The organism is Leptospira saintgironsiae, assembly GCF_002811765.1.
GTDB classification, from domain to species: domain Bacteria; phylum Spirochaetota; class Leptospiria; order Leptospirales; family Leptospiraceae; genus Leptospira_B; species Leptospira_B saintgironsiae.
Genome location: NZ_NPDR01000001.1, coordinates 139,585 through 151,518 on the forward strand (window position 1 = coordinate 139,585; position 11,934 = coordinate 151,518).

Below are 11,934 nucleotides of genomic sequence, written 5' to 3' on the forward strand. Positions count from 1 at the left end.
ATGATTTTTGGTCCGATCCAGTCAAGATGGGGCTATCAAAATCCCGAAAAAAGCTTGTTGAAAGACCTATGTACGTGTAATAAATTTGGGAGCCTTTTTGAAATCATTTTAACGTTTCAAATATGCTAGAACGCCCTTCATGAAATTTTCCTTTTTAGAAAAAATTAAAGAAAAATCCCAATTCTTGCAATGGAAAGTGCTGATCGGTTTTTTCTCCCTTACCTTACTATTGATCATCGCAAGTTTGATCAGTTTGTATGGAATGATAGAGTTGAAGGACTCAGGGGTTTTAATAGAACATACATTTACAGTCATCGAAGAAATAGACCAATGTAAGAGTATCACTAGAGAGATTGGGATTGCCCAAGCTTATACAGAAGATGTGGCATCCGATAATACCAGATCCTTATTTTCCAACTTAAAGAGCGAAATTAAGATCCTACAAAATCTCACAAAAGACAATCAGATCCAACAAGTTAGGATCCTAGGAATTTCAAATCTAATTGCAACTGCGGAAAAACAACCTGGTTCTTTCGAATCTAAAAAAGGGATCATACTAATAGAGATAGCGGAACTTCTGAACAATATGCAGGAAGAAGAATTGAGACTTCTGAACAGCAGAAACGCTACAAATTCCGCAAGAGGGACAAGAGTTGCTTATTCACTGCTTACTTTAGTTATAGTTTCTTTTCTTGTAGTAGGCTACGGCTCTTTTGCGGTCCAAAAAGATATCAAAGAGAAAAGAAGGATTACTGACAGATTGATCGAAAGTGAATCCAGACTTCTTTCCATTTTGGACAATCTACCTTCTGCATTTTGTATGATGGATCTGGACGGAAGAACTCTATTTCATAACCAAGTATTTGCAAATCGATTTTTGGGAAGCAAAGATAAAAGACAGGATATGGGCCTGGAAAATCTTTTTGGAAGTGAGAAGGCAGAATTCATTTCTACCATAATTGCGAAATCCTTAGATAAACAAGGCCCTTTAGATTTTGAATTAGACCTAATCGTTTCAGAAGAAGAAAAAACATTCTACTGTGTGATCGTTCCTTTGGTGGACTTAGAGGGAGAAGTTTATTCAGTCTGCGGATTATTCACTGACATTTCTGTACGTAAAAACTATGAGTACGATCTCAAAAAAGCAAAAGAAGAAGCTGAAAAAGCAAATCGTGCTAAGTCAGAATTTTTGGCGATGATGAGCCACGAGATCAGGACTCCTATGAACGGAGTGATCGGAATGACTGAACTACTGATCGATTCCAATCTGAATAAGGAACAAAAGGAATACGCAGAGATTATACAAAAAAGTGGGGAGAGCCTACTCAATATCATCAATGACATTTTAGATTATTCTAAAATTGAATCCGGAACTCTGTCTCTGGAAATCAGAGAATTTTCCGTCATCGAAACTATCGAAGAGGTTTTGGATCTATTCAGATCTCGTGCTGCTCAAAAGCAGATCGATCTGGTCTACTATCTGGATCCAAATGTACCTGACAGGATCTTATGCGATAGTCTCCGACTAAAACAGATCTTTATTAACCTGATCGGGAATGCGTTAAAATTCACAGAACAAGGTGAAATATTCCTATCTGCAGAAGTTTCCAAATTAGAAGGGAATTTATATACAATCCTATTTGCGATTAGAGATACCGGGATTGGAATTCCTTCCGAAAAACAAAAGGAACTATTCCAACCATTCTACCAAGTGGATACATCTTCGACCAGAAGATATGGAGGAACAGGACTTGGACTTTCTATTTCTTCTCGTTTGATCGAAATGATGGGAGGGGTCATCTGGGTAGAAAGTGAACTGAATATTGGCACAACCTTCTCCTTTTATATCCAAGTAGAAGGTAATAATCAGGCAAAGAACAAAGAAAAAGCGGCAAACTCAGAATTAGAAAATAAGAAAGTTCTTATAATAGATGATAATCCTACCAATCTTAGGATCCTCGCGTATCAGCTACAAATTTTAGGACTTATAACCTTCTCTGCTAAATCAAAAGAAGAAGCATTGAACCTGCTTGATCTAGATATCACGCCAGACCTGGGAATTTTAGATTATAATCTTCCTGGAAATACTGGAATAGAGATCGCTCAGGAAATTCGTAAAAGAAATTTTCATTTTCCATTAGTTCTTCTATCTTCTTCGTTTCTGGATCCTAAAGATAAAGAGATCGCAGGAGAATTATTCGCAGGAGAATTAAGCAAACCTGTTAAGAAAAAAGATATAGAAAGGATCGTAACTGAAATATTAGCAGAAGGCGAGAGCGGAACTAAAGCAAAGGCGAATACAAGATCTTCTTATCTTGCCAGCCAAAAAGAAATTTTAAGTTCTCAATTTCCTTTCAAGATCATGGTTGCGGAAGACAACGAGATCAATCAAACTCTGGCCAAAAGGATTATCCAAAAATTAGGCTACGAAGCATTGATCGTTCCGAATGGAAAAGAGGCTTTGATCTCTCTCAGAGAAAAAAAGGTCAACCTGATCTTCATGGATGTTCATATGCCTGAGATGGATGGGCTGCAAGCAACCCAGGTCATTCGAAATACTTGGCCTGTGGAATCCCAACCTTATATAATTGCAATGACTGCGGCCGCAATGCAAGGGGACAGAGATCTATGTATTCGTGCTGGAATGAACGACTATATTTCTAAGCCAATTGTATTCGAAGAGTTAGTCCATGTGATGAGAAAGGCAGGAAATACTCTCTTTCCTAAATCTAAAACCTAAGCTTTTAACGCCAGTTTCCGCTAGCTTCAAGGTATAAAAAACCATCCAAAAATCTAAGATTTCTGCCGATCTTTAAGTTTAGAGGACCTTACTCTTCCATGTCCAGGACCAGAACTATTATATTTATTTCATTCTGTTTGGTTTTTCTATTTTCGGAAACCGGGACAAGCCAAGAAGAAAAGGAAATCACGTCTTCATCTTCTGATACAAGAAAGACTGTACTTTGGACAGGAGAAGTTCTTTCCGTTTATAGAAACAAAGGAAAGGCAAAGATCAAGATAGGTAGGAACTCCTACTTTTCGGAACGTTCTGAAGAAGAGATCAAAGGTATCCTGAATGAAAAATCGAATCTACCTCTATTCAGAAAACCTAAAATGGAAGAAATTGGTGCCTTCCAAATAGAGAACATAGAAGTTGAATTCGGAAAAGTGGGAAAACTCACTAAACCCGTTTCTATAGAACTCAGAGGAAGTTTTTCCATAGCAGAAGGTAAACCTGCGAGATTGATCAGTGTAGGACTTTTGATCGGAGCTTATGGAGAAGAAACATTCTACCAAGATCCTTCTAGATTTGATGCAACAGATGTGGTCCGAAATCGTTTAGCTAAAAACATTCTTCATCCAAAAGACGGAAAAGAAATGGTGCTCGTTCATACAGGTTACGAATCCAACGGTAAAATTTTATACGAGCATATGGGATATTTCCTATACGGACAAGGTTCTGATCCTGGAGACGATAGTTATAATCCTAAATTCGGAGTTCCCGACAGAAGTAGTCTAGAAGAAATTCCTTCCTTTTACATTGATAAATATGAAGTCACAAACAAAGAATATAATAAATTCTTAAAGGAAACCGGCACTCCTCCTCCTCCTCATTGGGAAAACGGAAATTTTCCTAGAGGAAAAGAATATCACCCTGTTACTAACTTAACTTACAGAGAAGCAGAAGCTTATTCTAAATGGGCCGGAAAAAAGATCCCGAGCGAATGGCAATGGGAGAAGGCCGCCAGAGGAACAGGACTCGTCTGGAGATTATTGAAAGACGAAAGTTACGAATTTATCTCTCAACCACAAGATTATCCATTCGGAAATGAATTCGATTCTGCACTTTGTAATACAAGAGAAAGTGGAAGTAGAGGAACTATCTCTGTATTTGAACTTCCTTCCAAAGGCCAGAGTCCTTATGGTGCGATCGGAATGTGCGGCAATGTTGCAGAATGGACTAGCTCTGCTTATATACCTTATCCAGGACATAGACCAAACTCAGGAAGATTTGGAAAACATCTGAAAGTGATCCGAGGTGGTTCTTATTCAGGAACCAAAGAAGAAGGTAAAGCTTACGCAAGAGACTTCGGAGGAATTCCGAATCTATTGAATGATAGAAAAGCAGGTCTTAGGCTAATCACAGAAGTGAAAAACTAAGAGCCTTTTAAGAGATCCTTACCTTCACTAAAATTTTATCCAAAGTTTTAGGAGAAATCCTACTCAAGAAATAACCGAATTTTTCCTTAAATTTGGAAGGAATGATTTCACGTTTTCTTTTCTCGATCCCTTTTAAGATCTTCTTAGCGACCAACTCAGGTTCTAATCCGTTCTTCTGTCCTTCGTCCATAATTCCGTGAGGAGTTCCATTCCCCTCTAACGCTTTTACTGAAATTTCAGTTTTTACAAAACCTGGACACACAGTCAAAACATGGATGCCTGTTTTGGCGTTTTCCAATCGGATACTATCCATAAACCCTTGCATCGCATGTTTACTTGCGGCATATCCAGATCTCAATTGTGTCGCAAACTTTCCTTGTATAGAAGAGATCGCAACCACATGTCCTTCACTTTGGCGAAGATCAGATTCCAAAAGACGATACAATAACACTAATGGAAAATAATTTGAGTCCATAATGGATCTAAAAATTTTTACTTCCGTCTCCGCAGCTGTTCCTCTCATAGAAATTCCTGCGTTATGTATAAAGCCGTCTATCCTCTTGAATTTTTTTCTAAATTCTTCGACTACTTTTTTCAATTCCGATTCCGACATTACATCGGCTTGAAAAACGGAAATTCTTTCCGGATGAGAAGCGGAAAGTTTCAGCTCTTTAAGCGCCTCTTTCCTTCTCGCAATCACTCCTACAAATGCGCCTTCCTTTTCCAACTCAGATGCCAGAGCTCGACCTATCCCGGAGCTTGCTCCTGTGACTAAAAAAACCTTATCTTGAAAAAACGACCCCATCCCAAAATCCGTAAAGTAGGTAGAAGAATAGGTAAGAATGGTAAAAAAGCAAATCAAAACACGGTAAAATCCTTTCAGGTCTATCTCTTGGGGAAAAAAAGGAACCAGGAGAATGTATGGCACTTTCCCAATTAAAACAAAAGATCAGATACAAAGACTGTGGTTTTCAGCGCAGGTACGAAAGTAGATACTATTGGTTTCCGGAAGAAAGTCCTCCGACTTGCCTTATAGAAGTCAGTCAAAGAGATCCTTATCATGACATGACCCTGTACTTGTTAGTGAACTTAGCCACGATGAAAATTATGGACTTGGACGTAGAGGAAGATAGAGTTCCTTACGAAACCTGCCCTCATGCAATCAAAACATATTCTTACCTGATCGGAGAAGATATATCTTATAATAAAATTATGAGAAAATTTCCCGAAGATAAAACGATGGGTTGTCTTCATATAAACGAACTTCTACAAAACGCTGCCCAAAGTTTTTCTTCTGCATATGCATTTTTCTTAAAGGAAAGAAATTTCCCAGCTGAATGGGATGAGTATAGAATGTACCAAGGTGACTTAGATCCAAAATCCAGAAGAGAGATCGGAAGACATTGGTGGATGAAAGATAAGGGTGTTCGAAATTCTTGTTATAGTTTTTCAGACAGACATGAAACTACTGATTTGAAACAACAAGTGAAACCTCTTGACAGTATCACTTCTTTAATGGTAAAAGAATTCCGCAATTCCAGAGGAAAATGATAATACGAAGTTTTACGATATTTATTTTATCCATTTGGTTCTGCCCTTTATTTGCAGATATTAACCAAAACTGTGATAAAAAAAATATATGTTCTTCGATCGAAACGGAGAACAACGAAACCTCAGTTTATCTCCAGGCCAAAAATCTAATCCCTGGAACTCATATCACAGTTTATACTGCAATCGAAGGTTCTAATATAGAAACAGAACCCCAAAGCCCAATCTCTTTTGTATTAAACGATCCAGAAAAGAAGAAGGTACTGACATTCAAAAAGAAAGAGAATACGGATGCTCCCATTTCGGTAGCAGTATTGGCAGTTGCCTATTATGGGGACTTATCTGCAAAACATGACGAAACTTATGTATATACTCTTCCTTACGAAGGCAAGTCTTGGATCTCAGTAGGTTATAATAGCGGAGAAGAACATAAAGGTGGAGGAGCCTATTCACTGGACTTTGTCCTCCCGGAAGGAACTCCACTTTTAGCTGCAAGAGATGGGATCGTAGTAGAAACAGAGGATAAATTTACAGAAGGAAGAAGAGATCCTAAACTAATAGATAAAGCAAACCGTATCGTGATAGAACATTCCGACGGAACAGTTGCAATCTATGGACATCTAAAACTCCAAGGCGTATTTGTAAAACCTGGAGATAAGGTTATCGCAGGACAAAAAATTGGACTCTCCGGAAACACAGGATTTAGCACAGGCCCCCATCTACATTTCGAAGTTTATAAACCGGAAGAGAATCGGAAGAAAAAAAGTTTTGCCACCTTATTCAAAACGGAATCGGAAGAAAAAGAATATTTAAGCGAGGAGAATGCTTACTGGACTCCAGACGGAAAAACTCCTCCAGGATTTCCGATCACAAACTTGGAAGTATTTTGTATCAGTCATTCCATTCCAGATCCGGACAAACTGGCGACTTGTACTGATAAGCTCCAAACAAAACGTAAATTTTATCTTTCTATCCCGATCTATAAATCCGGGCCTTATACTTTTAAGGCAGAGTTCATCCATTTAAAAACTAAAAAGGTAAGTTTTACTTTTCAGGAAAAAATCCCGAGTGGGATCAATTTCGAGGCTTGGGAAATACAGCCAGTTTTGAACGCAGGAAAGTATAAGATCAAATTCTATCTAGAAGAAAAAGAGATCGGGGAAAGATCCCTACAAATCCTTCCTTGACCTAAATTCGCTTTCAGGTGAAAAGGATCGATCCATGTCTAATTTTATAGCAATCGGACTTTGTTTTCTGTTCGGGATGCTGATCCGTAAAAAAGGAAAGTTTCCTGCCGATTCCCATAAAGTTATCAATTCATTTATCATTTCAGTTTCTTTACCTTGTATGGAGTTCGGACCTTTACGTCATGCTCCTCTGGATGGGAACTTCTTAATATTCGCAGCAATGCCTTGGGTGCTTTTTGGATTCGGATTTTTGTTTTTCAGTTTTTTCGGAAAACTATTGAATTGGAAAGAAAGTACAGTCGTATGCCTTTGCCTTTCTGCAGGACTTGGAAACACTTCCTTTTTAGGAATTCCTTTGATCGAATCCTATTACTCGAAAGAGGGACTTCCTACAGTTCTGATCATTGATCAACTCGGAACATTTCTAACTCTTGCAATTCCTGGAACTTATTTAGGAACAAAAGCAAGACATGCTCTCCGATCTTCGGAAACCAAATCCTCTCTTTGGAAGACATTATTCACATTCCCCCCGTTTATTGCATTATTGGTTTCTTTGGCTTCTCGTCCTTTTCCCGTTCCACCAGAACTTGAATCTGCAATCTCAAGGGTTGGTGACACCCTCATCCCACTTGCTCTTTTTTCAGTAGGATACCAACTTCCTGGGACCATTCGAATCAATTCCCAAGAACCAAATGCCGAAAATCCCAACAGGGAATCAGACGATTCTTTTAGGATAAGAATTCCTTTGTTATTTGGCTTAGTATTTAAACTTATAATCGGCCCCATCTTGGTTTGGCTTTGTTTCGGAACATTCTTACATTATTCAGAAAAGAATGTAGGCGAAAATTTTCTCAGAAACTTTAAGATCCTGATTATGGAATCTGCAATGGCTCCTATGATCACCGGAAGTCTTCTTGCTGCAGAGTGGGGACTTTCACCTAGATTAGCTGTTTCCCTAGTCGGAATTGGAATACCGCTTTCTTTTCTAACGACCTTGGGATTGTATTACCTCCTGGAGAATCAGGCGTGGACTGGAACGATCTTTTTCGGGCAGTAAAAACAGGTAACAACGGAACACTTCGCGCCTTATTATCAGAGGCAGCGACTAGAGATGGTTTCGCGGAAGAATTTCCTGAACTCAGAGATTCATACGGTTGCGGGCTTTTGTACTGGGCCATCAAAGAAGGAAATAAAGAAGCCACAAATCTTTTAGTAGAATATGGCTCTGATCCGAATGAGACAAGCTCCAGAGGAGAGACTGCACTACTTCTCGCATTAGAATCTGAGAACACAGAACTCACCACAATTCTTTTAGATTATGGCGCGGACCCTGAACTCAGGGATATGGATGGAAACACTCCATTAACCAGAGCAATCAGTTCAGGAACATTAGAATTAGTAGAGATCTTATTCGATCTACCAAATCATCCTCCAGATTTAGAATCCAGAAATGGAGAAGGTTATTCTCCTCTTCTACTCGCAGTGGACATGGGCCATTTAGAAATCGCAGAATATCTGGTTTCAAAAGGTGCAGATCCTAAAAAGAAAAACTCCGAAGGGCGGACAATTCTTCATCTAACTGCATTACATAATGATTATGAAATATTGGATCTATTCTCGGAGAACAAAGAAGTTCGTTCTTTAATGGAGAATAAGGACCAGGACGGAAATACCCCTCTTCTTCTTTCCGCTTTATATGATAGCGTAGAATGTCTGGAAAGATTACTGAACCTGGGGGCAGATCCCTTGGCTAGAAACCTAAGTGGTAAAACTGCTAAAGAAGAAGCTGATAGAATGAAATTCCATCATACTTTAAAAGTCATAAATAAGGCCACTCTCACTTTATTGTTCAGAGCTTCTTCTGAAGGAAAAACAGAAACAGTGGAAAAAATCCTAAGCAACGGTTACGAAGCAGAAGTTCGTGATATGCTTGGTCGCACTCCATTACTTCTCGCCGTAAAATCTGGAAAAACAGATTTGATTGAATTATTAGTAAAGAATGGAGCTTCTCCTTATTCTACAGATAAGGAAGGAAATTCTCCTTTAGCTCTTGCAGAAGCTTCTGAAAGTCCAGCTCTACATCAGATATTTAAACAATTCCTGAATCCAGAAGAAGGAAAGTAATTAGATCCTACTTCTTTTGATAATCTTTTCGAAAAGTTCTTCTGGATCCGCGCTGACTTCTATCCATTCTCTGGTTTGAGAATCTAGGAAACCTTCTGCTACCATATGATCCAATTGTTGTAATAGTGGATCAAAAAATCCGTTTACATTTAGTATTCCGATTGGTTTGGAAAGAACTCCAAGCTGATTCCAAGAAGTTACTTCTACCAATTCTTCTAAGGTTCCGATCCCGCCTGGCAAAGCAATAAACGCGATGGACTTTTCATACATTAGAAGTTTTCTTTCATGCATTGTAGGAACTAGGATCAATTCCGTAATTTCTTTATGAGCGATTTCTTTACTGGAAAGAAACTCAGGAAGAACTCCAATTACAGTCCCACCTTTCTCTAAAACAGAATCAGCAATGGCTCCCATCAAACCGGAGGTAGCCCCACCATACACCAGCCCTATTCCTTCAGAGACCATTAAGTGACCTAAGAATACTGCGGCTTGAAGATAACGAGGTTCCTTGCCAGGTCTGGAACCGCAGAATACACAAATGGCTGGTTTCATCTGAGTCAGGATCGATTTTGATTTAGGTTTGGCAACCTGATTTGAGAGAAGGAGTAGATTAAGGAAAAATTTTGGATCTATCTTTGGTTCGGATAAATGATGATCTCTGTATAAGGGAATTCTTGTTTTAGATCGTCTAGTAAAGATTCTAAGATCTTAGGGTCTTCTAAAGGATGAGAGTCCTTTTTGAATTCCAATCTGAACTCAAGAAATTTCCTTTCTCCTTTGGATCTGGCTTTTAGATCGTAGATCTTAGAAACCTGTGGAAACCGATCCGAAAGAATGTTTTGGACGATCTCTTTGTATTCATCCGAAAAATCGAAAGGCATACCTCAAAACTTTCGATTTTAGGAAAATACTTCCTCCCTTTTTTCATTCTTTCTATAAAAAAGAATTGGAGTATTGCGTCCAAGATACTTAGTCTTTCCGTTTACAAAGCCACGCGAAATACTTAGAGGTAGACCTTGCAGACTTTACTGAAACTTTCCGCATCCATATTCTTAGGGATCTTTCTATTTGTATCCGGCCCCGTATATTCTCAGGGCAAACTACCAGATCCAGATGCCTTAGAAAAAGAAGCGGACGAACTGGAATACCAAGCTGGTAAATCCCAAGTCCAAGCAGAAAGAAGAAGGCTTGCATTACTCGCGGCAGAAAAGAGAAAACAAGCAGTTGATATCCGAAACGATCTGCATGACCAAGAATTATCCAAACCTTATAACCGACCTACCTTAGATATCCAGTTCGCGGCGTTACAATCCACTTGGGAATCCGAAGTATTAGCCAGACAAAAGAATATAGGAGTCAATAATTACAATACTATCCTATCTGCATCTGGAGCTTATCAGAATGCACAAACAACTGCTGCTGGTGCAGGTGTAAATCCGAACTTACTAAATGACAGCATTACAAGTTATTCCAGTCCGCAAGGAAATACTAAGACTGCGTTCCCTATAAAACTTTCTTATCTAAACACAGCCAAAACTTTCGGGATAGAATTCAATTATTTAGATCTAAAGATCAGACCTTCTTACACGACTGTGGATACTGCTTCTGTATTGTCTGCACTTGCTCCAGTCCAATATCATTCCGTTCAATACAGAAGATTAGATTATTCTTTAAACTTCGCTTGGTACATGCAAACAGCAACCGGAAGGATTGGTGTAGCAGTAGGTGCAAGAAACTTAGATATCACATCCAGCGAATATGGAGTGATCCCAGGAAATTATGGATTCGGAAAATCAGAAGAAAAAGCGGGCGGATTAGGTCCTCAAATAGGAATTAGGATCTTCAAAAATTTCAACTCATTCTTATTAGGACATTTTAAAGCCGATTACTTCAGAACGTTAGGGCATTATAATCGAAACACTCAAGGAGTTCTGAACGGGATCACGGGACCTTATATTTTAGATACTTCCCCTCCTGGCGGACTCAAAGAGAACGTGCTTAGCAGAACAGGATATGAAATCGATTTTGGTCTTTCCTTACTTAGAAGCCGTTGGATGAAATATACTTTAGGATTTCAATATACGGAATTGATCTCCAAAGTTTCGGGTTATAATTATAATGGAAATGTTTTTCCAGGAGCACCTGGTGATGCATTATTTTTAAATCAAGTATCCAAACCTTTAGATCAGATCTCTACAGGCTCAGCCTTAAAAAAAGAAGTACATGATAAATTCTATGGAATTTACTTAAGTATAACTTTGACTATTTAAAAGATAAGAAGAAGGAAAGCGCCGCTTGAGAATGCGGCGCTGTATTAAAGGAAATTAAGCTGCTTGAGTAGAAGCCACAAATCCGTTCTTTTCCAATAGATAATAGGAACCGAACAGAACGGAAACATAAGTAAAGTCTCCGAGTAAGCTATATTTGAAGAAAGGAATCGCAGCAATATAACATTCTACTAATCCTTGGACGTTCAAAGTATACATTCCAGAAGTTAACCAAACAAAGAAGTTTGTAATCACAAAGAATGAAACAGAACCTGCAAGACCCGCAATCGCCAGAGATCCAAGACCTAAACGATCTTTGATCTTCATTCCTACGATCGCATACACAACGAACAATCCGTAAATCACTGGGATCATATCGTGAAGACCGATCACTAGATCGCTGATCAACATAATTCCCAAAGGAAGAGCGATCGCTAACCAACGGTTAGAGAAATAAACCCCAGCGAAAATAGAAATCGCCAAAACCGGAGTGAAGTTCGGTAAGTGAGGAAGAAAACGACTGAGAACCGCAAATACGAGTAATGCGAAAGCTACCAAATTTTTAGATAGTGACATGTTCTTTCTGGTATCCTTTTACCCGATCTTATCATACGCCCTCTAAAATGAAAAGCACTTAGATTCGAACG

General features: G+C 38.8%; 11 protein-coding genes. 7 read left to right on the forward strand and 4 right to left on the reverse strand.

Annotated elements, in window-relative coordinates:
- Positions 1-139 precede the first annotated feature (139 nt).
- On the forward strand, positions 140-2,740 hold the full coding sequence (locus tag CH362_RS00595) for a response regulator (RefSeq protein ID WP_100708432.1): 2,601 nt from the start codon (positions 140-142) through the stop codon (positions 2,738-2,740).
- A 98-nt stretch (positions 2,741-2,838) separates the two neighbouring features.
- Positions 2,839-4,161: a formylglycine-generating enzyme family protein gene (locus CH362_RS00600; protein ID WP_100708433.1), complete on the forward strand. Its 1,323-nt coding sequence runs from the start codon at positions 2,839-2,841 to the stop codon at positions 4,159-4,161.
- Positions 4,162-4,168: 7 nt separating this feature from the next.
- Here the strand turns inward: CH362_RS00600 and CH362_RS00605 are convergent, their stop codons facing one another.
- Positions 4,169-4,966 (reverse strand): SDR family oxidoreductase, encoded by a 798-nt coding sequence (locus CH362_RS00605; RefSeq protein ID WP_100708434.1) that lies wholly within the window; start codon positions 4,964-4,966, stop codon positions 4,169-4,171.
- Between the two features lie 116 nt (positions 4,967-5,082).
- Between CH362_RS00605 and CH362_RS00610 the strand changes: the two genes are divergently transcribed.
- The 4 genes from CH362_RS00610 to CH362_RS00625 are packed head-to-tail and all read left to right on the forward strand — an operon-like array spanning position 5,083 to position 9,020.
- Entirely contained in the window at positions 5,083-5,712 is a 630-nt protein-coding gene (locus tag CH362_RS00610) for a DUF2889 domain-containing protein (RefSeq protein WP_100708435.1), read from the forward strand.
- Positions 5,709-6,896 (forward strand): M23 family metallopeptidase, encoded by a 1,188-nt coding sequence (locus CH362_RS00615; RefSeq protein WP_208859509.1) that lies wholly within the window; start codon positions 5,709-5,711, stop codon positions 6,894-6,896. Before CH362_RS00610 ends, CH362_RS00615 begins: the two co-directional genes overlap by 4 nt.
- Before the next feature lie 34 nt (positions 6,897-6,930).
- Positions 6,931-7,953 carry an AEC family transporter gene (locus tag CH362_RS00620; RefSeq protein WP_100708436.1) on the forward strand — a complete coding sequence of 341 codons (1,023 nt, stop codon included), beginning with the start codon at positions 6,931-6,933 and terminating at the stop codon, positions 7,951-7,953.
- Positions 7,923-9,020, forward strand: coding sequence for an ankyrin repeat domain-containing protein (locus tag CH362_RS00625; RefSeq protein ID WP_100708437.1), 1,098 nt, complete (start codon positions 7,923-7,925; stop codon positions 9,018-9,020). Before CH362_RS00620 ends, CH362_RS00625 begins: the two co-directional genes overlap by 31 nt.
- Here CH362_RS00625 and CH362_RS00630 read toward each other — a convergent pair whose 3' ends face one another.
- Both CH362_RS00630 and CH362_RS00635 read right to left on the reverse strand, forming a co-directional pair.
- Positions 9,021-9,581, reverse strand: coding sequence for an LOG family protein (locus CH362_RS00630; RefSeq protein ID WP_208859525.1), 561 nt, complete (start codon positions 9,579-9,581; stop codon positions 9,021-9,023).
- 68 nt (positions 9,582-9,649) lie between these two features.
- Positions 9,650-9,901: a cation transporter dimerization domain-containing protein gene (locus tag CH362_RS00635; protein WP_100708439.1), complete on the reverse strand. Its 252-nt coding sequence runs from the start codon at positions 9,899-9,901 to the stop codon at positions 9,650-9,652.
- A 135-nt stretch (positions 9,902-10,036) separates the two neighbouring features.
- On the opposite strand from CH362_RS00635, the gene CH362_RS00640 reads away from it, so the two are divergent.
- Positions 10,037-11,290 carry an LA_2444/LA_4059 family outer membrane protein gene (locus CH362_RS00640; RefSeq protein WP_100708440.1) on the forward strand — a complete coding sequence of 418 codons (1,254 nt, stop codon included), beginning with the start codon at positions 10,037-10,039 and terminating at the stop codon, positions 11,288-11,290.
- Positions 11,291-11,344: 54 nt separating this feature from the next.
- Here the strand turns inward: CH362_RS00640 and CH362_RS00645 are convergent, their stop codons facing one another.
- Positions 11,345-11,863, reverse strand: coding sequence for a DUF6580 family putative transport protein (locus CH362_RS00645; RefSeq protein ID WP_100708441.1), 519 nt, complete (start codon positions 11,861-11,863; stop codon positions 11,345-11,347).
- Positions 11,864-11,934 lie beyond the last annotated feature (71 nt).

Bases quoted from the DNA above. Each gene is read 5' to 3' on its own strand.
- CH362_RS00635 (WP_100708439.1), bottom strand. From the start codon at position 9,901: ATGCCTTTCGATTTTTCGGATGAATACAAAGAGATCGTCCAAAACATT.
- CH362_RS00605 (WP_100708434.1), bottom strand. From the start codon at position 4,966: ATGGGGTCGTTTTTTCAAGATAAGGTTTTTTTAGTCACAGGAGCAAGC.
- CH362_RS00610 (WP_100708435.1), top strand. From the start codon at position 5,083: ATGGCACTTTCCCAATTAAAACAAAAGATCAGATACAAAGACTGTGGT.
- CH362_RS00620 (WP_100708436.1), top strand. From the start codon at position 6,931: ATGTCTAATTTTATAGCAATCGGACTTTGTTTTCTGTTCGGGATGCTG.
- CH362_RS00600 (WP_100708433.1), top strand. From the start codon at position 2,839: ATGTCCAGGACCAGAACTATTATATTTATTTCATTCTGTTTGGTTTTT.
- CH362_RS00645 (WP_100708441.1), bottom strand. From the start codon at position 11,863: ATGTCACTATCTAAAAATTTGGTAGCTTTCGCATTACTCGTATTTGCG.
- CH362_RS00615 (WP_208859509.1), top strand. From the start codon at position 5,709: ATGATAATACGAAGTTTTACGATATTTATTTTATCCATTTGGTTCTGC.
- CH362_RS00595 (WP_100708432.1), top strand. From the start codon at position 140: ATGAAATTTTCCTTTTTAGAAAAAATTAAAGAAAAATCCCAATTCTTG.